Source organism: Undibacterium sp. Di27W (assembly GCF_049340345.1).
Classification (GTDB): Bacteria; Pseudomonadota; Gammaproteobacteria; order Burkholderiales; family Burkholderiaceae_D; genus Undibacterium.
Genome location: NZ_JBMPOS010000016.1, coordinates 103,035 through 128,481, shown reverse-complemented (window position 1 = coordinate 128,481; position 25,447 = coordinate 103,035). Strand labels below are relative to the sequence as shown.

17 protein-coding genes and 1 pseudogene are annotated in these 25,447 nt (G+C 50.9%); 8 read left to right on the top strand and 10 right to left on the bottom strand.

The window, feature by feature from the left end; genetic code table 11:
• Positions 1-29: 29 nt before the first annotated feature.
• Positions 30-719, top strand: a pseudogene (locus ACO0LF_RS26395) (histidine kinase dimerization/phospho-acceptor domain-containing protein); the annotation flags it as partial.
• Positions 720-734: 15 nt separating this feature from the next.
• Positions 735-1,238, top strand: a complete 504-nt coding sequence (locus ACO0LF_RS26390; protein ID WP_423019560.1) for a sensor histidine kinase — start codon at positions 735-737, stop codon at positions 1,236-1,238.
• On the opposite strand, the gene ACO0LF_RS26385 is transcribed toward ACO0LF_RS26390, so the two are convergent.
• Complete coding sequence (locus ACO0LF_RS26385; RefSeq protein WP_423019496.1) at positions 1,184-2,080, bottom strand: NAD-dependent epimerase/dehydratase family protein; 897 nt, start codon at positions 2,078-2,080, stop codon at positions 1,184-1,186. The two genes, ACO0LF_RS26390 and ACO0LF_RS26385, sit on opposite strands and share 55 nt — an antisense overlap.
• 12 nt (positions 2,081-2,092) lie before the next feature.
• Here ACO0LF_RS26385 and ACO0LF_RS26380 point away from each other — a divergent pair, with 12 nt between their 5' ends.
• The 3 genes from ACO0LF_RS26380 (at position 2,093) to ACO0LF_RS26370 (ending at position 6,773) form a co-directional block, all read left to right on the top strand.
• A complete protein-coding gene (locus ACO0LF_RS26380) occupies positions 2,093-3,118 on the top strand; it encodes a CDP-6-deoxy-delta-3,4-glucoseen reductase (protein ID WP_423019494.1) in 1,026 nt (341 codons plus the stop codon).
• A gap of 272 nt (positions 3,119-3,390) precedes the next feature.
• The gene (locus ACO0LF_RS26375; protein ID WP_423019492.1) at positions 3,391-4,581 is read left to right on the top strand and encodes an acetylornithine transaminase; all 1,191 of its coding nucleotides are present in this window, start codon (positions 3,391-3,393) and stop codon (positions 4,579-4,581) included.
• A gap of 143 nt (positions 4,582-4,724) precedes the next feature.
• On the top strand, positions 4,725-6,773 hold the full coding sequence (locus ACO0LF_RS26370; RefSeq protein WP_423019490.1) for an alpha/beta hydrolase family protein: 2,049 nt from the start codon (positions 4,725-4,727) through the stop codon (positions 6,771-6,773).
• Here the strand turns inward: ACO0LF_RS26370 and ACO0LF_RS26365 are convergent.
• Positions 6,756-7,649: a LysR family transcriptional regulator gene (locus ACO0LF_RS26365; protein WP_423019488.1), complete on the bottom strand. Its 894-nt coding sequence runs from the start codon at positions 7,647-7,649 to the stop codon at positions 6,756-6,758. The genes ACO0LF_RS26370 and ACO0LF_RS26365 overlap by 18 nt on opposite strands.
• Before the next feature lie 158 nt (positions 7,650-7,807).
• Here ACO0LF_RS26365 and ACO0LF_RS26360 point away from each other — a divergent pair, with 158 nt between their 5' ends.
• Complete coding sequence (locus ACO0LF_RS26360) at positions 7,808-8,821, top strand: NADP-dependent oxidoreductase (protein WP_423019486.1); 1,014 nt, start codon at positions 7,808-7,810, stop codon at positions 8,819-8,821.
• Between the two features lie 57 nt (positions 8,822-8,878).
• Here ACO0LF_RS26360 and ACO0LF_RS26355 read toward each other — a convergent pair whose 3' ends face one another.
• A complete protein-coding gene (locus ACO0LF_RS26355; RefSeq protein WP_423019484.1) occupies positions 8,879-10,660 on the bottom strand; it encodes a glycoside hydrolase family 44 protein in 1,782 nt (593 codons plus the stop codon).
• Positions 10,661-10,976: 316 nt separating this feature from the next.
• Between ACO0LF_RS26355 and ACO0LF_RS26350 the strand changes: the two genes are divergently transcribed.
• Both ACO0LF_RS26350 and ACO0LF_RS26345 read left to right on the top strand, forming a co-directional pair.
• Complete coding sequence (locus ACO0LF_RS26350) at positions 10,977-14,327, top strand: S41 family peptidase (protein ID WP_423019482.1); 3,351 nt, start codon at positions 10,977-10,979, stop codon at positions 14,325-14,327.
• A 154-nt stretch (positions 14,328-14,481) separates the two neighbouring features.
• A complete protein-coding gene (locus ACO0LF_RS26345; RefSeq protein WP_423019480.1) occupies positions 14,482-16,503 on the top strand; it encodes a hypothetical protein in 2,022 nt (673 codons plus the stop codon).
• 248 nt (positions 16,504-16,751) lie between these two features.
• Here ACO0LF_RS26345 and ACO0LF_RS26340 read toward each other — a convergent pair whose 3' ends face one another.
• The 7 genes from ACO0LF_RS26340 to alaS all read right to left on the bottom strand — a co-directional run bounded on the left by ACO0LF_RS26340 (position 16,752) and on the right by alaS (position 25,315).
• Positions 16,752-18,542, bottom strand: a complete 1,791-nt coding sequence (locus ACO0LF_RS26340) for an acyl-CoA dehydrogenase (protein WP_423019478.1) — start codon at positions 18,540-18,542, stop codon at positions 16,752-16,754.
• Between the two features lie 134 nt (positions 18,543-18,676).
• Positions 18,677-19,606: an electron transfer flavoprotein subunit alpha/FixB family protein gene (locus ACO0LF_RS26335; RefSeq protein WP_423019476.1), complete on the bottom strand. Its 930-nt coding sequence runs from the start codon at positions 19,604-19,606 to the stop codon at positions 18,677-18,679.
• Positions 19,607-19,694: 88 nt separating this feature from the next.
• On the bottom strand, positions 19,695-20,447 hold the full coding sequence (locus tag ACO0LF_RS26330) for an electron transfer flavoprotein subunit beta/FixA family protein (protein WP_423003499.1): 753 nt from the start codon (positions 20,445-20,447) through the stop codon (positions 19,695-19,697).
• A gap of 647 nt (positions 20,448-21,094) precedes the next feature.
• Positions 21,095-21,322 (bottom strand): sulfurtransferase TusA family protein, encoded by a 228-nt coding sequence (locus ACO0LF_RS26325; protein ID WP_110257077.1) that lies wholly within the window; start codon positions 21,320-21,322, stop codon positions 21,095-21,097.
• A gap of 339 nt (positions 21,323-21,661) precedes the next feature.
• Positions 21,662-22,180, bottom strand: a complete 519-nt coding sequence (locus tag ACO0LF_RS26320; protein WP_423019474.1) for an NUDIX domain-containing protein — start codon at positions 22,178-22,180, stop codon at positions 21,662-21,664.
• A 7-nt stretch (positions 22,181-22,187) separates the two neighbouring features.
• Positions 22,188-22,706 (bottom strand): GNAT family N-acetyltransferase, encoded by a 519-nt coding sequence (locus ACO0LF_RS26315; protein WP_423019472.1) that lies wholly within the window; start codon positions 22,704-22,706, stop codon positions 22,188-22,190.
• On the bottom strand, positions 22,703-25,315 hold the full coding sequence (gene alaS / locus ACO0LF_RS26310; RefSeq protein WP_423019470.1) for an alanine--tRNA ligase: 2,613 nt from the start codon (positions 25,313-25,315) through the stop codon (positions 22,703-22,705). Before alaS ends, ACO0LF_RS26315 begins: the two co-directional genes overlap by 4 nt.
• Between the last annotated feature and the right edge of the window lie 132 nt (positions 25,316-25,447).

Here is a 25,447-nt window from a genome sequence, read left to right as displayed (position 1 = left end):
GCCATATTGCCTGGATTACCTGGATCACCATGATAGGCGGTTTGCTGTTCACAGGTTTGCTGGGTGCCTACCTGCTGGTGGCCACCGCACATACCTTTGGCATAGAAAGCCTGGTAGCGCAAAGAACGGCCGAACTGCACAATAGCGAAGAGCGCCTGCGCACGATACTCGACAATGCGGCGGAAGGCATACTCACCACTGATGAAAGCGGCATCATAGAATCTGCCAATCGTTCGGCCGAGGTATTGCTGAAATATGAACATGGCCGCCTGCGTGGCAGGGATATGCTCAGTCTGTTTCCAGACCAGGTGTCGCGACAGTTTTTATCACGGCATTTACACCACAGCCAGCATGAGACCCAGTATGAAGTGGCAGGTAAAAGCGAGCGCCAGGAATTAGTAGCCAGGCAAAAAGATGAGCATGAGGTGCCGGTAGAACTGGCGATCACCCGCGTGCGTATGGGTATGCAGGTCTTGCATGTCATCATTCTGCATGATTTATCCGAGAAAAAACGCGTCGAGAAACTCAAAACCGAATTCGTCTCCGCCGTCTCGCATGAACTGCGCACTCCGCTGACGTCGATACGAGGCGTGCTTGGTTTGCTGGTGGGCGGTGTGGCTGGCGAGATACCAGAAAAAGCCCATTCCATGCTGATCATGGCAAATGACAATGCCAGACGCCTGACCACGCTCATTAACGATTTGCTGGATTTTGAAAAACTCGAATATGGCAGCATGCAATTCCATTTCGATACCTTGCCGCTGGCCGATCTGATCGGCAGTACCTTGCAATCAAACGAGGGCTATGCACAAAGTTTTGACATCGAAATCTGTTATGAGTCGCCTGTGGATGAGGCCGTCCTGGTCAGGGTGGATGCCCAGCGCTTTGTGCAAGTCTTGTCCAACCTGCTGTCCAATGCCATCAAATTCTCGCGCCCCCATGGTCAGGTCGATGTGCGTGTCAGCATCATTGATGAACAGGTCAGGGTAGAAGTACAAGACTATGGCATAGGCATCTCAGAAGAATTCAAGAGCAGCATCTTCCAGAAATTTACCCAGGAAGATGCCAAGGCCGCCCGCAAATATGCAGGCACCGGCCTGGGCCTTAGCCTTAGTAAAACCATGATGGAAAAAATGGGCGGGCAAATCGGTTTTATCAGCACAGAAAACCTGGGGTCCTGCTTCTATATCACCCTGCCCATTGCCGCGACCCTCAGCCCATCGCTGACGGCTGCATAACGCAGGCGCATTCCCAGCTCCAGTTTGATGCGCTGGTTTTGCATGCGCCTGGATTCTGACATGAAAGATAGCAACACAGGGCTGACCTGTTGTGCCAGTTCAGCACGCGGCAGACGTGGAGGCCGCGGTAGTGCAAACGCATCGGCCACCAGGTCAAAATAAGCAGCCATCTTCATATCGCTGTCATCGACAGCGTGATACACCCGATTGGGCAAGGCCCGGAACAAGGCCAGTTTGATCAATTGCGCCAGATCATCTGCATGGATGTGATTAGTGTAGACATCATCCGCCTCTGTCAAAGCCGGTGTGCCCTTGTGCAAGCGCTCCAGCGGCAGGCGGTCTGCGGCGTAAATACCAGGCACTCGCAAGATGGACAGGCAAGAATGGCTGCGTCTGGCCCAGCTACGCAGGCAGCTTTCTGCCGCCACACGGCGCAGTGCGCGGGCGTTCTGTGGCCTGACTGTCCTGGTCTCATCAAAAGAGGCGCCAGCACAGTCACCATAGACGCCGGTAGTACTGATATAAACAAGGTGGCTCTTGTCAGGTAAAATGGCGGTCAAATTTTGTGTGCGCCTGTCGCTCTTGCCTTCAGATGGTGGTGGTGCCAAATGAACAATGCGGCCTGCCAGACCTTTGAGGCGGGCCAGAGTGTCAGGCTGATCCAGGTTCCCCAGCAAGGGCGTGGCACCAGCAGCACGTAATTCTGCGCAGCGCCCGGCCTGACTGGTCAGGGCAAAGATGCGGAAATGCGGGCGCAGCAAAGGAAGCAGGCGCATGCCTACATCGCCGCAACCTATGATAAGCAAGCGTGGCTTGCCAATTTGTGTAAACTGTTTTTTCATGTTCAGGATAGTATGACTTTTCAAGTAAGCGTCACCCCCAGTGGCCGTCAATTTAGCTGTGAAGAAGATGAAACCATATTGTCGGCCGCTTTACGCGCAGGCGTCATCTTGCCATATGGTTGTAAAAATGGTGCATGTGGCTCTTGCAAGGGCAAGATAGCCAGTGGGTCTGTACAGCATGGCCCACATCAGCAACGCGCCCTGACTGAGCTGGAAGAAACGCAGGGCATGTCCCTGTTCTGCTGTGCCAGGCCCCAATCAGACCTGACCATAGAAACCCGCGAAATCGTCGCCGATGGTGATTACCCAGTCAAGAAAATGCCTAGCCGCGTTGCCAAACTGGAAAAACTCTCGCACGACGTCATGCTCATCGCCCTGCAATTGCCCGCCAATGAGCGTCTGCAATACCGTGCTGGCCAATACATAGAATTCCTGCTCAGGGACGGCAAACGCCGCAGCTACAGCATGGCAAATGCCCCGCATCTGGACGAGCATATCACCCTGCATGTACGCCATATGCCAGGCGGTGTGTTCACTGACCAGGTATTTTCTACTTTGAAAGAGCGTGACATCCTGCGTTTTGAAGGACCACAAGGCACTTTCTTCCTGCGTGAAGATAGTGAAAAGCCAATTATTTTGCTAGCGTCTGGCACTGGTTTTGCCCCCATCAAGGCTTTGGTCGAACACTTGATACACCTGGAATCCAGGCGTCCGGTCAGCCTGTACTGGGGTGGCCGCCGCCCTGCTGACCTGTATATGCATGCCTTGTGCAAGGAATGGGAAAAGCAGATACCTGGGTTCAACTATATCCCGGTAGTCTCTAATGCCTTGCCGGAAGATGCATGGGCGGGACGTAGCGGTTTTGTCCACCAGGCTGTGATAGCTGATCATGCCGATTTGTCAGGCTATCAAGTATATGCCTGCGGTGCGCCTATCGTGGTCGATTCAGCCAAGCGCGACTTTACTGCACAGTGCCAGTTGCCTGTTGACGAATTCTATGCAGATTCGTTTACTTCTGAGGCTGATCTGGCAAATTGATGGCAGCAAACTTTTTGCGCCAGCCTCAAAAATTATTTTGACGCAGTGCGCAAAAAGTCCTACTATCCGTTTTATGAAAATTTTTACTGACATGTCCTCACCAAATATTGCACGACGTCGCAACTCGCTTAGCGAGCCTGGGCCGATGTAGGAGTGAGCGTGCGCGTAAAAGCTGCACCACGAATATCCAGCCACAGGTTCCGTCCTGTGGCTTTTTTTTACCTTGAATTTTTGTCTACCCCACCCACTGTAACGACCTTAGGAGTCTTGAAATGGAATTCAGTCAGTACAACGTAAATTCCCTGATGTACATCACCCCCCGCCCCGAACTCGTGTTCGTTGAAGGCAAGGGCATGTACTTGACTGATCACAAGGGCAAGCGATATCTGGATTATCTGCAAGGCTGGGCGGTCAATTGCCTGGGGCATTGCCCGGACGTGATTCATGAAGCACTGGTCAGCCAATCGAAAAAATTGCTGAACCCTTCCCCGGCTTTCTACAATGCTCCGATGGTGGAATTTGCTGATCTGCTGACCAAGAACTCTTGCTTTGACCGCGTGTTTTTCACTAATAGCGGTGCAGAAGCCAATGAAGGTGCGGTCAAGCTGGCACGCAAATGGGGTCAGTTGAACAAGAATGGCGCCTTTGAAATCATCACCTTTGACCATGGTTTCCATGGCCGCACGCTGGCGATGATGTCGGCTTCTGGCAAACCAGGCTGGGATACGATATTTGCACCGCAAGTCAGCGGCTTCCCCAAGGCAGACTTGAACGATATCGCTTCGGTAGAAAAATTGATCACCGATAAAACTGTAGGCGTCATGCTGGAACCGGTACAAGGCGAAGGTGGCGTCATACCTGCCAGCCCTGAGTTCATGCAAGCCCTGCGTGAGTTAACCAAGAAACATGGCTTGCTACTCATCGTTGATGAAGTGCAAACCGGCATGGGCCGTACTGGTGAATTGTTTGGCTATCAATTGTCCAACATAGAACCGGACATCATGACCCTGGCCAAGGGCATAGGCGGCGGCGTACCACTGGGTGCCTTGCTATGTCGTGAAGAAGTAGCCTGCTTTGTTCCTGGCGACCAGGGTGGCACTTACAATGGTGCGCCTTTGATGGCAGCGGTCGGCATTGCTGTGTTCAAGGAATTGACCAAGCCAGGCTTCCTGACATCGGTTCAGGAAAAAGCGGAATACCTGAGCCAGCAACTGGAACAACTGTCTGCAGAGTTTGGCATGCAGGGCGAACGTGGTTTTGGTTTGCTGCGCGCCCTGAAGCTGGGTGAGAATATTGGCGGCAAGCTGGTGGAAGTTGCCCGTGACATGGAACCAGTAGGCTTGCTGATCAATTCCCCTCGCCCGGACTTGCTGCGCTTTATGCCGGCACTGAATGTGAGCAAGGAAGAAATTGATCAACTGATCAGTATGTTGCGTGTAGTAATACAGCAAGTTAAAAACTAAGTTTCATCCTCTACAATCTGAAAAAGCCTGCATGGTGCGCGTCATGCAGGTTTTTTTTCGTTAAAAATATTGTCCATAGAGCATGTTTAACATTTTTTAATATGTATATAATCCACAATTCCATTCCAGCAATGAAAGCGTGCATGAACAACTTTTACAAGCCTCTCGTCTGCAAGTTTGCTCTTGGTATTTTCAGCAGCATGTTTTTGCTTCATGCCCCTGTTTCGCAGGCGGCGGCTGAACCTATCCCGATTGCCAGTTTTTTCAAAGAATCCCAGTTCCGCGACGCCCGCCTGTCACCAGATGGAAAAAACATTGCCATGATCATGAAAGGTGCCAATGACCGTATGGTGCTGGCAGTGCTGGAAATTGGTCAGCTGCGCCCGGAAGTGATCGCCAACTATGAAGACAAGGACGTGCGCTCCGTCCATTGGATTAATAATGAGCGCCTGGTGTATGACCTGATGGACATGCAATACAAGGACGTTCAACGCTTTTTCGGCCCAGGTCTGTATGCCGTCAATAAAGACAGCAGCAAACGCCTGCGTCTCGTCACGCATCAGTACACTGGCGCTCGTACCAAGGTCGTGGGCAATGAATTACCCTGGAATACACGCTTCCTCGACATTGTGGAGGGCTCATCATCCCCGGATATTTTCGTCATACAGTCGGCTGGCGGCAGCTCAGGTGCAAGTGACTTATACCGGCTTAATACGATGACAGGCAATACAGAGATCACTCCTCGTCCAGGCAAAGTTGGCAAGTGGCTGATAGACAAGAACGGCGTGCCACGCATAGCAGTCACAACCGCAGAAGAAAAATCTATCATCTATTATAAAGATTCAAAAAAAGATGCCTGGCGGGTGTTAGCCACCTCTGATTGGGCATCCTACGACAGGATTACTCCCGTGTTTTTCAGCCCGGAAGGCGACTTGTATGTGAGTGCCAATAATGGCAAGGATCTTAGCTCCCTGTATCGCTTTGATCTGGGAAAAAATCAGTTAGACCCTGAGCCCATCATTTCACTGAAGGGCTATGACTTTGAAGGGCAACTGATTTATAACCAGGCAGACAAAAAAGTCCTTGGCATGCGCTATGAAATGAGCAGGCCGGCGACTATCTGGTTTGACGAGTCCATGGCTGAAAAACAAAAGCAGGTAGATGCGCTTTTGCCGAATACCTTCAACGCCTTGTACTTGCCCTCCGATCTTAAAAGCAATGTCACCTTGGTTTACTCTTATTCCGACATTGCGCCTGGCGTATGGCAGTTGTTTGATTTCAGTACTGGAAAACTGACACGCCTGGGTGTCAGCAAGCCTGAAATCCAGCCAGAACAAATGGCCGAGAAAGAGATGCTGAGCTATACCGCGCGTGATGGTATGCAGATACCGGTGAACCTGACCCTGCCTAAAAATAGTACGGGCAAAAACCTGCCTGCAGTGGTCTTGGTACATGGGGGCCCTTATGCCCGTGGCAATCATTGGGGCTTTAATGCACAAGCGCAGTTTTTGGCTTCACGCGGCTACGCAGTCATAGAACCCGACTTTCGTGGTAGCCTGGGTTATGGTTTGAAGCATTTTCAAGCTGGCCTCAAGCAATGGGGACTTGCCATGCAGGACGATATCGCTGATGCAGCCAAATGGGCCGCAGCCAAGGGTTATGTCGATCCTAAACGTGTCTGTATCGCCGGCGCTGATTATGGTGGCTATTCAAGCTTGATGGGCCTGATCAAAGACCCCGATATATTCCGTTGTGGCATAGAGTGGGCTGGTATTACTGATATCAATCTGCTGTATGACATCCACCTGACGGAAGTGAGTGATCAGTTCAAATGGTTTGGCATGCCAGTATTGATAGGCGATCAGGTCAAGGACGCCGCCCAGCTTAAAGCCACCTCACCCTTGGAAAATGCTGGCAAGCTGACCCGCCCCTTATTGATGGCCTATGGCAAACACGACAATCGTACTCCCCTGGAACACGGCACAAAGTTCTATAAGGCAGTCAAAGAAAAAAATGCCCATGTCGAATGGGTAGAATATCCTGAAGAAGGTCATGGCTTCTACCTGCTCAAGAACAATATCGATTTTTGGGGTCGCGTAGAGAAATTCCTGGAGCAAAACATAGGCAAAGGCGAATCGCTGGCGACATCAGCAACGTCAGCAACCTCAGCGACATCAAGCGCCAGTAAATAATCTCTCCTGCAAGAAAGCCACGAAAGTGGCTGTCTTCAATGCCAGCCAGTCACGTGCCGGATAGACGGCATAGACTGGCGAGCCGCTGGGCAATTGGTAATTATCCAGCACAGCGACCAACTCACCGCTTTGCAAGTGCTTGCTAACGATCAGCTTGTCTATCAGTAAAATACCCGCACCTGAGCAGGCGGCAGCCACCAGGGCAAGACCATTATTTGACTGGAAGTGGCTGCTCACTCTGACTTTTTTCACTTCGCCATCCTGTAGCAAAGTCCATTCATCATTGGCGCGGCCTGCGTAGATATACAGCAGGCAGGCATGCTGCGCCAGATCCTCTGCCACGACAGGGTGGCCTGCTTTTGCCAGATAGGCAGGTGCTGCACACAGTATGCGCTGACTATCCACCAGCTTGCGGGCGATGAGGTTGGAGTCGTCCAGGTGGGCGACACGAATGGCGACATCAATCTGCTCGGCGATCAAATCCACCAGGCGGTCTTCGACTTGCAGGGCAAAGTCAATTTGCGGATAACGCTGGCAAAACTCTGTCATGACAGGCACCAGTCTGGAGACGGCGGGCATGGGGCAGGTAACGCGCAAACGCCCTTTGACTTCTTGCTGGTGCTGGCCCGCCATTTGTTCTATGTTGGCGAGAGCTGCATCAATGCGCTGTGCTTCATGCAAGACTTGCTCACCGATCTCGGTCAGGGTCAGCTTGCGGGTGGAACGCTGTATCAGGCGAGCCCCCAGGTCTTCTTCAAGTTTTGCCAATTGGCGCGACAGCAAAGATTTGCCACAACCCAGTTGTATGGCTGCCTTGCTGATACTACCAGCGCGGATGATAGTGGCAAATACGGCCAGGTGTTGTGGATTCAGCATAAAATATCATCTCTAGATTGTCGCGTTTTAAGCAACAATATTATGCATTATACCCAGCTTATCAAGCAACAATATCCTGCCTATACTGCTCTTCATGGTCAGCGCATCGCTGCCTCACAAAGTTAAAAAAGCCCACACCAAGCCGACAAGGAAAAACCATGAACACCATCAACTATCAATTCAAACTTGCAGCCCGCCCACAAGGTAGCGTCAAGGCCAGCGACTTCAATCACGTTAGCGAGCAATTGCGTGAATTGCAAGCCGGCGAAGTCTTGATCAAGAATTTGTTTATTTCCCTGGACCCTGCCATGCGTGGCTGGATGAATGACAATAAAAATTCCTATATGCCGCCAGTAGCAATAGGTGAAGTCATGCGTGCCCTGGCTGTAGGCGAGATAGTTGAGTCAAATAATCCCAAGTTTGCAGTCGGCGATCATGTCAGTGGCATGCTGGGTGTGCAGGAATATGCCTACTCTGATGGCAATGGTATCAACAAGCTTGATCCTAAACTGGCCCCTTTGCCCATGTACCTGAGCACCCTGGGCATGCCAGGCATGACTGCTTATTTTGGTTTGCTGGAAGTCGGCCAGCCTAAAGAAGGTGATACCGTCGTCATCTCTGGTGCAGCCGGTGCCGTTGGTACCATCGTCGGCCAGATTGCCAAGATCAAAGGCGCGCGTGTTGTCGGTATTGCTGGTGGTGCAGATAAAGTCCGTTACCTGACAGAAGAACTGGGCTTTGATGCCGCCATCGACTACAAGAGCGAAGATGTCAGTGCCGCCCTGAAACAGCATTGCCCCAAAGGTATCGATGTGTATTTCGATAATGTCGGTGGTGACATATTGGATGCAGCACTGGCGCAACTGGCTTTTGGTGCCCGCGTGGTTATCTGCGGCGCAATCTCCCAGTACAACAACACCACGCCTATCAAAGGCCCATCGAATTACCTGAACCTGATGGTCAAGCGGGCAACGATGAAAGGTGTCATGGTGTCTGACTTTTACCCACGTGCCATGGAAGCTGCCATGGTCATGGGTGGCTGGATCATGTCTGGCAAATTGAAAAGCCGTGAAGATATCGTCGATGGCCTGGAAAATTTCCCTGACACTTTCCAAAAACTGTTCACAGGTGAAAACAATGGCAAGCTGATCCTGAAAGTCACCAAGGCTTGAGTTTGACAAGACATAGCCACCGGGCTGCCGGTGGCCATTTTGCGTAAGTCCTACCGTTCAAGGTTTCAAGACGAAATGAAGAACAGAGCGCGCAGGCAAGGTATAGCTGAACTTGTTTTGCGTAATATTGCTCAAGCCTGTCCTGGCAGTAATCGTAGTATTGCTGCCACTGACTCCCCAGACCTGGGCATATTTGAGATTCACAGGATGGCTGATCTGGAAGCTGCTCGTGACATTGCTGGCCTGGCGGTTAATGGCAATCACATGGACGACATTAGCGTCACTGGTATCAATCGCTGCATACACGGCAGCATTGCCATTATTGCTGGCGACAGCCTTGACTGAAGTCGCCGGAAACATGGATTTGTTGCCATCATAATTGGTATAGATTTTAAAACCAGATGCAATGAATTGTTCTGCATCACCAAAATACGTAGCCAGATAAACACCCTGCTTGCCAAAAACCCCGAGGGCATCGGCCTGGGCAATGGCACCGGTAATATCGCTCTTGCCACCAAAATCATATTCCGTCACCGCCAGCTTGGTGCCGGGATAAAAATCATTGACGGATTGCTGCAGCTTGGGCAGCATTTGCAAGCCACGACCATCGGTAAAACCATTGCCATTCTGGGTAATCCAGCTAGGCTCTACATAGCTGGCATCCCACAGACTACGGGCAGCCTGTACCCGGTCAGTGGCATTGTAAGAAGCTTGCGGATAGTAATGGAAAGAAAACACATCCAGCAAACGACGGCCTGCACTTTGCGAAGCCTGATTCATTTTCGCCAGATAGGCATTGGCCATGGCCATGCCGTTATAACGATAGCGGTCACCGGTATTATTGCTGTAATAGGGTTCAACATTGTATTGCCCCCAGTCTGCCGGTTGATGCGATGCTGAACCATCCCACACTGCCCACAAGCTGAACAAGCCCAGATAACCACTGATGGCAGGTCCAAAGGTCTCGGCACTGGCATCCATGCGCTTGATGGTCTTGGCCAAACCTATATTCCTCTGTATGACATCGGTGACCGTCGTCAGCACAGGATACAAATTGGCATGGGTACCACTTTCACCACTGGGCGTAGTCCAGTGATGCCAGAGGTCAGGTTCATTATCGAGTTCATAGCCTTTGACACCGCGGGCGGACGAGGCTGCACCATATTTCTGAACCAGGAAATTAATTTCCTCATCGATATAGACAACGCCATCATTCAAGCCTGGGGACAGGCTCAGTGCGCCAGCAGCGGCTGGTTTGTCATTGACGATATTCACCCAGCGCGCCGTATCTATATTGGATGGCCCGGCCGTGCTTTGCCATAACTGTGACCCCATGCAAGTCGAAGGTGGGTTCAAATTGACGATGTCTTTGGGTAATTTGCCCGCAGCAGGTAATTGCAGCAAAGAGTAGACGCCCAAGGCCAGCGACTGATCCTGGAAACTTTGCAAGGCAGCACCAGGCGCATAGTAAGCCAGGCCATTGCTGGAATTGGGGTTGCCTGCACCGGCAGTCGCACTGACACCGGCATTGGAAGAATTACACCAGTCATTGCCGGAATTGCTGACGCCATTTTCCCAGTTGTAACTGGTCATATTATTGCCGCCCAGACGACGGGAACGCATATTCAGGCTTTGCAAAGCGGCCTGCCCACCCTGATTGGCCCAACCAGCACGATTAGTGCCATCGGCATAGGCGTTATAACCATAGATCAAGGGGCTGATAGGCTTGCGCTCTGCCTGGGTATCTATAGAAAAAGTGACGTTCTGGGCTGAAGTTGTCGAAATTTCCGCAGAAATCCCCAGAATTAAAAGAACTTTGCATAAGCTGACTTGTCTCATGATGCACTCCTGGTCTGCTCGAAAGTCATAAATTTCCATATGGAAATACAGAGTCCAGATTACTTCATATTTTTTAACAATTCAAGAAAGCTGCCAGCGCCAAATGTAACCGTAAAACATCAGATGTAAGTAATTCCCCCACACAAATGAAAAGCCACTTACAGAATGTTGCAAATGCAGGTATAAAGCTTATTTTTCAGGCAATGCTTACCCGGTTTTGTCCTGATATGGATCGTTTGGCGACGAAGACCATAGTCGTTTAATTTTGAATAAGTAATTAGTAAAAACACCTCACTCCCATACTCCGAGACCAATAATGAGACTTTCCAAACTTGCCCTGGCATTGAGCCTGACCAGTCTGATGACTTCTGCATTTGCCGCACCTGCTTATTATCGCTTCCCCAGCATACGTGGCGATGCCGTGGTGTTCACTGCCGAAGGCGACTTATGGAAAGTAGCAAGCAATGGTGGCCAGGCTCAAAGGCTGACCAGCCACCCGGCGGCAGAAACTTTGCCCGCCATCTCGCAAGACGGCAAATGGCTGGCATTTTCCGCCGCTTATGAGGGGGCAACAGAAGCCTATGTCATGCCCATGACAGGTGGTGTACCCAAGCGTATCAGTTTTGAAAACGATCAGGTCTCCGTGTTAGGCTGGACAGCCAGTGGCGAAGTCCTGGTGACTACCCTCAATAGCACAGGCCCGGCATCGCATCGTATTATCGCTGCCATCAATCCGCAAACCCTGACGCAAAGGGTGTTCCCGGTAGCAGATGCGAATGAAGCAGTGCTTGATGATAGCGGCAAGTATTTGTATTTCACCCGCTTTGGCTTGCATATCACCAATGATAATGCCAAGCAGTATCGCGGCGGTGCTACCGCGCAGGTCTGGCGCTATGACGTACAGGCGAAAACTGAAGCCATACAATTATTTGCCGATGACAAGAGCAATAACCGCCGCCCCATGCTGTGGAAAGGCAAGCTGTACTTCGTCAGTGACCGCAATGGTGCTTTCAATATCTGGAGCGCCAATCTTGATGGCAGCGATGCCCGCGCCCTGACCCAGCACAAGGAATGGGAAGTGCGCAATGCCAGCATAGGCGATGGCAAGATTGCCTATCAATTGGGTGCCGATTTGCATGTGCTCGATATTGCCAATGCTAAAGACCAGGCCCTGAGCATAGACCTGGTATCTGACTTTGACCAGCAGCGCAAACGCCTGATCAAAACCCCGCTGGACTATCTGAGCAATGTAGAAATCGCTAGCAAGGAAGAACGCCTGCTGCTCACTGCCCGCGGTCGTGTGACGATTGCCAGTACAGGCCCGCAAAGACGCATAGACTTGCCTATACCTGAAAATGCCCGCGCCCGCGAAGCTGTATTCTCGCATGATGACAAATCTGTGTATGCCATCGTCGACACCACAGGTGAAAATGAAATTTGGAAATTTCCAGCCAGTGGCGTAGGCAAGCCAGAAGTATTGACCAGTAATGGAGACGTGCATCGCTTCCGTATCTACCCTTCCCCCGATGGCAAGTGGCTGGCACATACCGACAAACGCGGCCGCCTGTGGCTGCTGGACCTGGCCAGCAAGACCAATCAACTCATCGACGACGCAGGCAAGATAGGTGCAGAAAAGCAGGAAGAAATCATCTGGTCACCTGACAGCAAGACCATCGCCATCGTCAGGGCCAACACCAAAGTACAAAGGCAGCAAATAGGTTTGTATGCCATAGACAGCAAGCAATTGCATTTCGTCACCAGCGACCGCTACAACTCCCACGCCCCCGTGTTTTCACCGGATGGCCACTGGCTGTATTTTTACTCTGAACGCAATTTCCAGGTCAGCAATCGCGCGCCCTGGGGTGATCGCAATATGGGCCCGTATTTTGAAAAACGCACTGGCGTATATGCACTGGCCCTGCAAGCAGGAAACCGCTTTCCATACAAGGCAGATGATGAGTTAAGTAAATCAACGGATAAATCCGCAGATAAATCTACTGATAAAGCTACTGATAAAGCTGCTGACAAAACAACTGATAAAGCCGTCGACAACGCAGCCGATAAAACTGCAGAAAAAACTGCAGAAGTCAAAAAACCAGCCAAGCCAAGCCTACCAGCGATACAGTATGCTGGCCTGGAAGAACGCCTGTATCAAGTACCCCTGGCTTATGGCAATTACCGTGATCTCGCTATTGATGACAAGCGTTTGTACTTCACTGAACTGGAAGGTACCGATGGCAAAGCAACACTGAAAACCCTGGCCATCAGCAAGACTTCACCACAGCCAGAAATCTTTGCTGGCAATATACGCCAGTTTGATTTATCCGCCGACAAGAAGCATGTGTTTTACCGCCAGCAAATTAATATGGGTCCGAGTGAATTCTTTGTTGTCGAAGCCGGTGCCAAACAACCTGGCGACATCAGCAAGGCCAAGGTCAATATCAATGACTGGAGTTTCTTCCTCAGCCCCAAACTCGAATGGCAGCAAATGTATGCTGATGCCTGGCGCATGCACAGGGATTATTTGTTCGATGAAAAAATGCGCGGCGTGGACTGGAACAAGGTGCGCAGCAAATATGCCCCTCTGGTCGACCGCATCACTGACAGGGCGGAATTAAATGATGTCCTGGGCTTGATGGCCAGTGAAGTCAGCACCCTGCATTCACAAACCCGCCCGGGCGATATACGCCGCGCCCCACCGGAAGGCCAGGCAGCCTCTCTGGGCGCAGTATTGAGCCGTACTGCAGCGGGCTATCGCATTGATCACATCTATCATACCGAAGCTGAATTGCCAACCGAGCGCGCACCACTGTCGCAGCCTGACCTGGATATCAGGGAAGGCGACATCATCACCGCCATCAACGGCCAGGCTGTACTGGAAGCACGTGATATTTCTGACTTGCTGAGCAACCAGGCTGACAAGCAGGTATTGATGCATGTCAAGCGTGGTGAGCATGCTGCCCGCGCCGTCATCGTCACGCCTGTCAATATGATGAAACATGCCAATTTGCGCTATAGCGACTGGGAGCAAAGCCGCAGCGAGCAAGTCAACAAACAAACACAAGGCCGTATAGGTTATCTGCATTTGCGTTCCATGATTTCTCAGGATATCAATGGTTTTGCGCGCGACTTTTATAGCAATATAGAACGCGATGGCTTGATCATAGACGTACGCCGTAATCGCGGTGGCAATATTGATAGCTGGATCATAGAAAAACTCTTGCGCAAAGCCTGGGCATTCTGGTCTTCATCTGTCGCTGCCCCCTCCACCAATATGCAGCAAACCTTCCGTGGTCACCTGGTCGTCCTGGTTGATGAATTAACTTACTCGGATGGTGAAACCTTCGCCGCCGGTATCAAGGCATTGAAGCTGGGGCCACTGGTGGGTAAGCGTACGGCCGGTGCCGGTGTCTGGTTGTCAGATAATAATTCCCTGTCAGATAATGGCATGATCAGGGCAGCCGAAAATGCACAATTTGGCATGGATGGCCGCTGGCTGGTAGAAGGCGTGGGCGTCACCCCAGACGTCGAAGTCGACAATCTGCCGCATGCTACTTTTAATGGCAAAGACCAGCAACTGGAAACCGCCATACAATTGCTGGAGAAAAAACTCAAGGAGCAGCCTGTCAAACCCATGGTGCCGCAGGCAATTCCACCTTTGAAGTAAATGAGCCAGCTTCTAAAAAATCCCCATAGCCAAGCACTATGGGGATTTTTTTATCATAGCCCCCTGAACTCCCTCCGTGATCCAGCGCACAGAGCGCAGACAAATACTGGCGCATGCTGGCTAAACACTCAGGCTTATGGAAAGCAGGTTTGACATGATTATCGCTCCTATCAGCACTGTTACAACACCTATTGCAACACCCTTGGTGCAAAGCAGTTTCACCCTTGCTCCCGTCAGCACGGATGCCATTTCCCCCATCGCCAGTAAGGAACAAAGTGAACTGGAAGCGATTCGTGGCACCAGCGTGCTTGTTGATGTTTCCACCCTGGGTCAGTTACTGGATAGCACTGCACGGCTGCAAAGCAGGCAAGCCACTCAAACTACTTCTGCTGCGCCAACAACCAATACTGCAAGCGCCACAGCCCAGGCAGATGTCGGCCAGACCAGCGCCGACATTGAACAAATCACTACCATTGCCAGGTTATTTGTCGATACCTTCAACCAGCTACAGGCGAGCAATTCCAATCTGACTGAGAATCCGCTCATCCCGACCAGCAATGACAGCCTGTTGCAGGCGCTCAATGCCAGCAGACCAGACGCCGGGGAAGCTGGCCTGTTCGAGCAATTATCAAAAATCGGGATTAATTTACAGAATCCTCCCACACCAGGAAGTGATAGTGTATTGACGCTGGATGTCATCGACTTCCAAAGCGCGCTGGCACAAAATCCAGGCAACACCCTGACTTTGCTGACGCAGGCATTACAGGCTTTGGGCAATGCTGAAAACGATGTACTCGCACAAAATCAAGACCTGGCTTCAGGCAATATTGCTGCCAGTATCAGTGCGGGTCAGGCAACTGATACTATCAGCACTGAGGCCCTTGCTTCCAGTAGCACCAATAGTGCGAGTGCTGACAACACTATAGCTGCTGCAAACACTGCAAGTGTTAACAATGATTCTGTACAGTCAGCAGAGGCGAATGAGCAGGTACCTGCCGATACGGATGTCCTGCTACAGCAAGTGCTGACAAATGAGGCTTTGCAATCAGCCATCACCAGTACTGCCACCAGCACATCTACCAGTACCGCCAACACCACCAATACTGTTCAGGCAGATAATGCGAACCCCGCGACACTAACAGAAACATCCATCAATACCCAGGTCAGTGCTGGCAATAACGCCATAGCAAGTGAGGCGTCAGCAACTACCGATACGAATGCAAATACAGGCACAGCGATCAACACGCAGGAAAATGCATCGGCAAGCACAAACCCTCCCAATGTGGATACGACGCTGGCGGATAATTTACTCAACAATATCAGCACGCCAGCATCCTTGCTCAATACCCAGGCAGCCAGTACCGGAGAGCCCAATACCGCAAGCAGTGTGCAAGAAAATGTATTTACACAAAACCAGGCCAGCCTGCCTTTGAATGCGAATGCCAATGCCAATGCCAATGTTCTAGCGGATAATTCTTTGCCTGCCGCTGAGTCAGGTACAACTACGCTAGCGCAAGTAACAAATTCAGCCAGTCAGTTGAATACACAGCTAAATACACAGCTCAATACAGCAGCTACGCTGAATCAAAGCAGCACCACCAACACCAACACCAATCGCAGCACGGTATCAGAAGCGACTTCAAACAAAGCCCAGGCCGCACTCAATACCAGCAATAAGCCCACGGAAGCAGCGAATACAGCAAGTCAGCCTGCATCCGATGCGGTTACCAGCAACACCAATGGCATACTCGTCAATAATCCACTCGCGACTGCAGACTTGCCAGAAGCAACGACAAGGGCGACGACAAACAATCCGGCGACGCAGCCACCTGTAGCAGTGGGAAACGAAACCATCGTCAACAATGCGACTACCCCGACGACGACAGCGCAGGCGAATATCAATCCCCTGATTTCTGCCGCGGTAGCTGCCTATCGCGTGCGTGATGGCTTGCCGCCAGCAACTGCAGAGAAACCACGACAAGCACAAGCCGATGCAGTGACAGCACCAGAAGCCGTCACTGCGGTAGAAGCGGTAGAACTGGATTTACATGAGAACACTGACCCTCAGCACCATGAAGCGCAGGATGAACTGAATTACCAGCGGGCAGAAGATGTGGCGCGAAACAAGAAAAATGCAGCGACTGTCAATACTCCAAATGTTGATGTCAATGTCTGAAAAAACAGAATTCAATGAGCACGTTGCTGGTTTCGTAGGAGCGGCTTTAGCCGCGAACACTTAGCCGTATCAGTTATTTTTGTTGAGCGGGATATTCGCGGCTGAAGCCGCTCCTACAACAACAAGATAGAGCGTTGCGTTTAGTGCGTATTCAGCCAACACGTGACTTAAGCAGGCTATCGTCAAAATAAAAAACCTCCCGCAACATACGGGAGGTTTTAAGATGATGCCGAACTCAGGCAAAACAATCAGAACTGATCTTCCGCCAAAGCCAGGACACCGGCGCTGCCATCCACAATCGCTGAACGCAAGCCTTGCGCCGCAGACAGGATATGGTCAGCAAAATAACGGGCTGTCGCAATCTTGGCTTTCAGGAAAGCTGCATCGCCCTCGCCTGCATCCAGTTTTTGCTGGGCGATGATGGCGGCACGCGCCATTTGCCAGCCGCCGAATACGATGCCTGCCAGCTTCAGGTACAAGACGCTGCCAGCAAACACACCCTTGATGTCTTGCTTGAAGTTAGTGACGACATAATCAACCACGTCTTCCAGCGCTGCAGTACCTGCTGCCAGTTGACGCTGTATTGCCAGCATGTCGACAGAAGCTATAGCTGTCAATTGTGCTTCTGTCGCGCGCATGTCGGCGATGAATGCTTTAGCCGTAGCGCCGCCATCGCGTGAAGTCTTACGGCCTACCAGGTCATTTGCCTGTATGGCCGTGGTGCCTTCATAGATGGTCAGTATCTTGGCATCGCGGTAGTGTTGTGCGGCACCGGTTTCTTCGATGAAGCCCATGCCACCGTGCACCTGCACGCCAGTTGATGTAACATCCAGCGACATTTCTGTGGACCAGCCTTTGACGATAGGCACCAGGTATTCATACTTGGCCTGGTTGGCCTTGCGCACCGCTGCATCTGCATGGTGATGGGCAAAGTCACTGATACCGGCGGCGACGTAGGCCAGCGCACGTGCCCCCTCAGTCTGGGCGCGCATGGACATCAGCATGCGGCGTACGTCAGGATGCTTGATGATGGCAACCGGGCCAGCGGAACCTGCCAGGTCACGCGATTGCACACGGTCTTTGGCATATTGCACTGCCTTTTGATAAGCACGTTCTGCCACGCCTATGCCCTGCATGCCAACGCCAAAGCGGGCGGCATTCATCATGATGAACATGTATTCGAGGCCGCGGTTTTCTTCACCAACCAGCGTGCCTATCGCGCCACCGTTGTCACCGAATTGCAATACCGCAGTCGGGCTGGCTTTGATACCCAGCTTGTGTTCTATCGATACGCAGTGTGCATCATTGCGTGCACCCAGTGTGCCATCAGCATTGACCAGGAATTTTGGCACGATGAACAGGGAAATACCTTTGACACCTTCTGGTGCATCAGGTGTACGAGCCAGCACCAGGTGGACAATATTTTCTGCCATATCGTGTTCACCATAGGTGATAAAAATCTTGGTGCCGTAAACTTTAAAAGTACCATCGCCTTGTGGCACGGCACGGCTGCGCACCATTGCAAGGTCAGAACCAGCTTGTGGTTCGGTCAAGTTCATGGTGCCTGTCCACTTGCCGGAAATCAGGTTTTCCAGGTAAATGGCTTTTTGTTCGTCTGTGCCTGCAGTCAGCAGGGCTTCAATCGCACCATCGGTCAGCAATGGGCACAAGGCAAACGAGATACTCGCTGCATTGAGCATTTCTATGCATGGTGTTGCCACCAGTTTGGGCAAGCCCTGGCCGCCAAATTCTTGCGGGTGCTGCACACCCTGCCAGCCCGCCTCACCAAACATCTTGAAGGCTTCTTTAAAGCCCTTGCTGGTGAAGACTTCGCCGTCTTTCCAGTAGCTTGGTGCCAGGTCACCCGGGAAATTCAAAGGGGCAACCACTTCACCGGCAAACTTGGCGTTTTCTTCCAGCACGGCTTCTACTGTTTCTGCCGTTGCATCTTCACAACCAGGCAAGGCATTGACTTCATTCAGACCAGCCAGTTCATTGATGATGAACAGCATGTCTTTAACAGGGGCAACATAGCTCATTTTTGATATCCCAATAAAAAAGGCAAGATCAGCAATATGTCACCACAACAAAATCTGCTGTCAGTAGCGCGACAAACCACTCATCCTGCCTGAGCCATCACGGTCAGCGTGATGACGAATAAAACAAATTCAGATTAACCCAGCTCAGCAACCAGTTGAGGAACGATATCAAACAGATCGCCAACGATGCCATAGTCAGCTACTGAGAAGATCGGTGCTTCTGGATCTTTGTTGATAGCGACGATAGTTTTGGAATCTTTCATACCGGCCAGATGCTGGATCGCGCCAGAGATACCGACGGCGATGTACAGTTGTGGAGCAACGATCTTGCCGGTCTGGCCAACTTGCCAGTCATTCGGTACAAAGCCTGCATCCACCGCAGCGCGGGATGCACCCATCGCGGCACCCAGCTTGTCTGCCAATGGTTCGAGAATTTTGAAGTTGTCGCCAGAACCCATGCCACGGCCACCGGAAACGATGACTTTGGCAGCTGTCAGCTCAGGACGATCAGACTTGGCCACTTCGCGAGACACGAAAGCAGATTTGCCAGAATCAGCAACGGCAGCAACAGTTTCCACAGCAGCAGAACCACCATTAGCAGCAGCATCAAAACCTGTAGTACGTACAGTAATAACTTTGATAGCATCTGTCGATTGCACAGTAGCGATGGCATTACCAGCGTAGATAGGACGCTCGAAAGTGTCAGGGCTGTCTACCTTGGTGATTTCAGAAATTTGTGACACGTCGAGCTTGGCAGCTACGCGTGGCAAAATGTTTTTGCCGTAAGCAGTTGCCGGTGCCAGGATGTGGCTGTAACCAGAAGCGATTGCCAATACTTGCTCAGCAATGTTTTCTGCCAGGCCATCGGCAAAGTGCGCTGCATCTGCATGCAATACTTTACTGACGCCTGCGATTTGTGCGGCAGCTTGCGCAACTGCGCCCGCATTGTGGCCAGCAACCAGTACATGTACATCTGCGCCGCATTGAGCAGCAGCAGTAACGGTATTCAATGTGCTGCCCTTGAGGCCAGCGTTGTCGTGTTCAGCGATGACGAGTGTAGTCATGATGTCTTCCACTTGATGTATTGTCAGGATCAATATCCCGGCAACAAAAATTATTCTTAAATTCTGTTTCTATTTCCAGAATCGGAAATTAACCAATAACCTTGGCTTCATTGCGCAGCTTGGCAACCAGGGTCGCCACGTCAGGCACTTTGATACCGGCGCTGCGTTTTGGTGGCTCTACCACTTTCAAGGTCTTGACGCGGGAAGCAACGTCCACACCCAGGTCTGCTGGTTTGACATTGTCCAGTTGTTTTTTCTTGGCCTTCATGATGTTAGGCAAAGTCACATAACGTGGCTCATTCAAACGCAAGTCTGTCGTGATGATGGCTGGCAGTGTCAGGGACAATGTTTCCAGGCCACCGTCTACTTCACGGGTGACTGTGGCTTTACCATCAGCAACCGTGACTTTGGATGCGAAAGTCGCTTGTGGCCAACCCAGCAAGGCTGCCAGCATCTGGCCAGTCTGGTTGCTGTCATCATCAATCGCCTGTTTGCCGAGGATAATCAATTGAGGTTGTTCTTTGTCAGCCAGTGCCTTGAGCAATTTGGCCACAGCCAGCGGTTGCAGTTCTGCATCGCTTTCAACCAGGATGCCACGGTCAGCACCAATCGCCATTGCTGTACGCAGTGTTTCCTGGCATTGCGCTACGCCACAAGAAACAGCGATGACTTCTGTCACGACGCCCGCTTCTTTCAGGCGGGTCGCTTCTTCAACAGCGATTTCATCAAATGGGTTCATGGACATTTTGACGTTGGCGATATCAACGCCAGAGCCATCAGATTTGACACGTACTTTGACGTTGTAATCGACGACGCGTTTGACTGGTACCAGGACTTTCATAGTTCTGCCTTTATGAGCTAATTGGGGAATACCGAATTTAATACCGATTTATACGAAACTTGCTACGAATTTTAAAGCTTGATACTGAAAATTTGCTGCCCGACGCTTCGCCACTTTGCTTGCAAGACCAAGGAAACGCCGGACTCTTTAATGAATCCCTCATATTACTGCGCTTTCACATCTGCAAATTGACGTATACGTAAATTCTATTGATTATAAAACGAAAACATCAAGATTTTGCACAATTTAGCACGAGCGTTCTTTTTAATCTACTTTACCACTAGAGCAGAATGCCTAATCCAATAGGACTTTCGCAAGATCGCTACAGTGAATGTAGAGCGTTAGCGTAGAACAAAGCTCGTTAGTGCACTATTAGCGCTCTATTTGCCCTTGAAGCTGCAACCGGGATTTGAAGCATAGTCAGCCAAAGCTAGAAGATTTTCTTGCAAGTGAATGGTCTTGAAATCCCTGTTGCATCATGACAATGTCGTATCCTCCCTCGCCAATATAGTTCCAATATTCATCAATAACGAATCAGCCTCAATAAAATGCCTGGCTAAAATAAAAAAACCCGCAATATGATCGCGGGTTTTTTATTTGCTGCTTTGCCGATGGGTAATCGCAGACTGATACTACTTTGATGACGCTTATTTACGTTTGATGAAATACTCAAACTCTTTGCTGTTTTCCTGATGCGACAGCAGTTCATTGCCAGTTTGCTTGGAAAAGGCCTTGAAGTCCCTGACCGAACCAGGATCAGTCGCCAGCACATGCAACACTTCACCAGTGAGCATTTCGGCCAGCGCCTTCTTGGTTTTTAAAATTGGAAGGGGACAGTTCAGTCCGCGTGCATCCAGTTCTTTATTGAATTGCATGATTTTCCCAGTAACACAAATTGAGTAAGCACATACGCACTACAATTGATGCACCAATTCTACCGGAATTTTCATTCATATGGTGCATTGCAACAGACTAACAACAAAAGACCAAACATTTTAAAAAGTTTCCGCACGAAAACGGTGCAAAACCGAAGATTCTTCGACTAAAGTCTATGTTCTCATCTTAGTCACTAAACTTACTGCTGACTTACTAAATCCAGATATTTCATCAAAACAATTGTAAAACTGCCTTTTTATTGCCAACAAAATATCAAATCACATTTGCAGACCAGCCTTACATATGGGCGCCGTTTTGCGATGCAAAAAAAAACCGGACTATTTACCTTCCCACTCTCTATAGACGGGCTCCAGACCGCGTGTACGCATCCAGTCTGCCATGGCATGGCCGGTGCCAGCATTCCAGGGTCTGAGTTTTTCGGGTTCTATGAGGCGATATTCCAGCAATTCTGGCGACAGACTGACCGTGCCAGATGCCTTGACGTGGTAGGCAATGATGAGCTCATTTTTGCGGATGAATTCATAGACACCAATCAGAGTGATTTCATCAGCATCGAGATTGGTTTCTTCTTTGAGCTCACGGGCCACGCCTTGCTCAGGAGTTTCACCACGTTCCATGAAGCCGGTGATGAGAGCAAAGGTGTTTTCTGGCCATGCTGCATTGCGGGCCAGCAGTATCTTGTCATCAAAATCTACCAGGGCAGCCAATACCGGCAGGGGATTGTCCCAGTGGGTCCAGTGGCCTTCGGGGCAAGCCAGCCTGAGCTTGCTGGCTTCCTGTTCATCGGGACGTTCTATCAAAGATGTTGCACAAACCGGGCAAAACTTTATTTCCATGCTGACCTCAGAATTCCCTCAGCGGTATCATCGCCTGTTTGGGATGCAGGCGCGCCATGGCATAACTATCAACATACTGACCATTGCGAAATGCGTAAGCCCGCATGGTCCCTTCTTTTTCGAAGCCAAATTTTTTATACAGATGGATGGCGGCAGTGTTATCGCAAAACACGGTTAATTCCAGGCGCAGGAGATTGAGCCAGTTATCTGATAAATTCAGCAACTCCGTCAACAGCGCCGTGCCTATCCCACGGCCGGTAAAGGAATCTGCTACCCCCATACCCAGGTGAGCGACATGCTGTCGCCTTTGCGGCTTTTCCAGGTGCAGGCTGGCTGAGCCGACCACCACGCCATCATAGATGGCGACCAGACGGGTGTCCTTGGGATCGGTCTTTTCCAGGCGCTCCTGCCACATCTCCAGCGAGGGATGCGGCAGTTGCAAAGTGCCCGCATAGGTGCCACCACTGGCGAACACCCTTTGCAGCTGGGCCGCATCTGAAATTTCAGCGCGACGTACATGTATCATAGACGTGAAGTTACCCATTCAGTCACACCCTCCAAGGCTTTTGCCAGGCCACTGGCATCAGTACCACCCGCTTGCGCCATGTCAGGACGGCCACCACCTTTGCCACCGACTTGTTGCGCCACAAAATTCACCAGGTCACCCGCCTTGACTTTGGATGTGCTATCCGCAGTCACACCGGCAATCAGGCTGACCTTGCCATCATTGACTGCTGCCAGCACGATAGCGGCTGTTTTCAGCTTGTCTTTGAGCTTGTCCATGGTTTCACGCAGGGCTGTCACATCAGCGCCTTCCAGCGTTGCAGCCAGCACCTTGATGCCTTTGACATCCACTGCCTGGTTCACCAGATCGTCACCCTGGCTGGACGCCATTTTGGATTTCAGCGTAGCCAGTTCTTTTTCCAAAGCCTTGACATGATCCTGCACCTGCCCGATACGCAGCGTGAGTTCTTCTGGCTGGGTTTTCAGGGCGGCAGCAGCTTCATTGATGCGGCTGTTGAGGTTTTGTACCAGGGTCAGTGCCACTTCACCAGTCACGGCTTCTACACGACGGATACCGGCAGCGACACCGCCTTCAGCAACGATCTTGAACAGGCCTATATCACCAGTACGGGACACATGAGTACCACCGCACAACTCACGCGAAGTACCGATGTCGAGTACACGTACTTCATCACCATATTTTTCGCCAAACAGCGCCATGGCGCCATGCTTGACCGCGTCGTCATAGCCCATGACTTGCGCCTGGGTTGCGGCGTTCGCCAGAATTTCACGGTTGACAATAGTTTCTACCTGACGGATTTCATCGGCAGTCATAGGACCATTGTGGCTAAAGTCGAAGCGGGTTTTTTCCACATCCACCAGAGAACCTTTTTGTGCAACATGGCTACCCAATACTTCACGCAAGGCCTTGTGCATCAAATGCGTGGCAGAGTGATTGCGCATGGTTTGTGCACGGATTTCCTGGTTCACTTCTGCTTTAAGGTTCTGTGCAATAGCCAGGCTGCCAGATTTCAATACGCCGTGATGGCCGAATACATCTGCCTGGATTTTTCTGGTATCAGTTACATCAAAGACGCTTCCATCTACACCAACCAACACGCCAGAGTCGCCAGCTTGACCACCTGATTCTGCATAGAAAGGTGTGGTATCAAGAACGACAATCGCTTTTTGGCCAGCCTTGATTTCATTGACAGCAGTGCCATCAACATACAGGGCTATCACTTTGGCTTCGTGCTGCAATTGATCGTAACCGACGAATTTTGTTTTTTCACCACTGTATTCAATGGCGGCAGCCATCGTGAATTCGCTATTTTCCTTGCCGCTTTCTTTTTGCTTGCGCATCGCTTCATGGAAACCCGCTTCATCCAGTACGACATTGCGCTCGCGGCAAATATCTGCCGTCAGATCAAGCGGAAAACCATAGGTATCATGCAAGGTAAAGGCTGTTTTGCCATCCAGGTTTTTACTGTCTTTGGCAAGTGCTGCTTCCAATATCTTCATGCCATTGCCCAGAGTTTCGCCAAAGCGCAACTCTTCCTGCTTCAATACCTGCGCAACACGTTCAGCCGCCTCAGCCAGTTCAGGATAAGCAACACCCATCTCCTTGACCAGATCAGGCACCAGCTTGTAGAAGAAAGGCTGGCTTTGGCCCAGCTTGTGGCCATGACGTAAAGCGCGGCGGGTGATACGGCGCAGCACATAACCACGGCCTTCATTGCCAGGGATGATGCCATCAACGATCAAAAATCCAGCGCAGCGGATATGATCGGCAATCACGCGCAGGGAATTGTGTTCCAGATCAGTACAGCCAGTTTCACGCGCAGCTGCCTTGATCAGGTTTTGGAAAGTATCGATTTCATAGTTGGAATGCACATGCTGCAAAACTGCAGACAGACGTTCCAGGCCCATGCCGGTATCCACGCATGGTTTAGGCAAAGGGTTCAGGACACCTGCTTCATCCTTGTTGAACTGCATGAACACCAGGTTCCAGATTTCGATGAAACGGTCGCCATCTTCATCTGGCGAGCCTGGAGGGCCACCCCAGATTTCCGGGCCGTGGTCATAGAAAATCTCGGTACAAGGGCCGCAAGGTCCCGTGTCGGCCATTTGCCAGAAATTGTCGGATGCATAACGCGCACCCTTGTTGTCGCCTATGCGAATAATGCGCTCTACCGGCACGCCGATTTCGTTTTTCCAGATATCGTAGGCTTCATCATCTTCCTGATAGACGGTGACAGTCAGCTTGTCTTTTGGCAAGCCATAGACTGTCGTCAGCAATTCCCAGGCGTAGTGAATCGCATCTTTCTTGAAATAATCGCCAAAAGAGAAATTACCCAGCATTTCAAAGAAGGTATGGTGACGCGCGGTGTAACCGACATTTTCCAGATCATTATGCTTACCACCAGCACGCACACTGCGTTGCGCTGTCGTGGCACGGGTGTAGGCACGTTTGTCCTGGCCGAGAAACACATCCTTGAACTGCACCATACCGGAGTTGGTGAACAGCAGGGTAGGATCATTGCCGGGTATCAAGCTGGAAGAGCGCACACGTGTATGGCCCTTGGATTCGAAAAAGCTGAGGAATTTATCGCGGATTTCTGACGAGTTCATAAATGATGGTTCTAAGCTGAAAAATGGGTGTAAATCCGATTATACGGTATAAATTCAGCACATTCTCTATGGCGACCGGTAGCAGACAGGCAAGTTTATTGAAAAATCTGCTTAAAAAGGGAAGACCTCTCA

Bases quoted from the DNA above. Each gene is read 5' to 3' on its own strand.
- ACO0LF_RS26385 (WP_423019496.1), bottom strand. From the start codon at position 2,080: ATGAAAAAACAGTTTACACAAATTGGCAAGCCACGCTTGCTTATCATA.
- alaS (WP_423019470.1), bottom strand. From the start codon at position 25,315: ATGAACTCGTCAGAAATCCGCGATAAATTCCTCAGCTTTTTCGAATCC.
- ACO0LF_RS26360 (WP_423019486.1), top strand. From the start codon at position 7,808: ATGAACACCATCAACTATCAATTCAAACTTGCAGCCCGCCCACAAGGT.
- ACO0LF_RS26315 (WP_423019472.1), bottom strand. From the start codon at position 22,706: ATGATACATGTACGTCGCGCTGAAATTTCAGATGCGGCCCAGCTGCAA.
- ACO0LF_RS26320 (WP_423019474.1), bottom strand. From the start codon at position 22,180: ATGGAAATAAAGTTTTGCCCGGTTTGTGCAACATCTTTGATAGAACGT.
- ACO0LF_RS26370 (WP_423019490.1), top strand. From the start codon at position 4,725: ATGAACAACTTTTACAAGCCTCTCGTCTGCAAGTTTGCTCTTGGTATT.
- ACO0LF_RS26350 (WP_423019482.1), top strand. From the start codon at position 10,977: ATGAGACTTTCCAAACTTGCCCTGGCATTGAGCCTGACCAGTCTGATG.
- ACO0LF_RS26380 (WP_423019494.1), top strand. From the start codon at position 2,093: ATGACTTTTCAAGTAAGCGTCACCCCCAGTGGCCGTCAATTTAGCTGT.
- ACO0LF_RS26325 (WP_110257077.1), bottom strand. From the start codon at position 21,322: ATGCAATTCAATAAAGAACTGGATGCACGCGGACTGAACTGTCCCCTT.
- ACO0LF_RS26345 (WP_423019480.1), top strand. From the start codon at position 14,482: ATGATTATCGCTCCTATCAGCACTGTTACAACACCTATTGCAACACCC.
- ACO0LF_RS26335 (WP_423019476.1), bottom strand. From the start codon at position 19,606: ATGACTACACTCGTCATCGCTGAACACGACAACGCTGGCCTCAAGGGC.
- ACO0LF_RS26390 (WP_423019560.1), top strand. From the start codon at position 735: ATGCAATTCCATTTCGATACCTTGCCGCTGGCCGATCTGATCGGCAGT.
- ACO0LF_RS26330 (WP_423003499.1), bottom strand. From the start codon at position 20,447: ATGAAAGTCCTGGTACCAGTCAAACGCGTCGTCGATTACAACGTCAAA.
- ACO0LF_RS26375 (WP_423019492.1), top strand. From the start codon at position 3,391: ATGGAATTCAGTCAGTACAACGTAAATTCCCTGATGTACATCACCCCC.
- ACO0LF_RS26365 (WP_423019488.1), bottom strand. From the start codon at position 7,649: ATGCTGAATCCACAACACCTGGCCGTATTTGCCACTATCATCCGCGCT.
- ACO0LF_RS26340 (WP_423019478.1), bottom strand. From the start codon at position 18,542: ATGAGCTATGTTGCCCCTGTTAAAGACATGCTGTTCATCATCAATGAA.
- ACO0LF_RS26355 (WP_423019484.1), bottom strand. From the start codon at position 10,660: ATGAGACAAGTCAGCTTATGCAAAGTTCTTTTAATTCTGGGGATTTCT.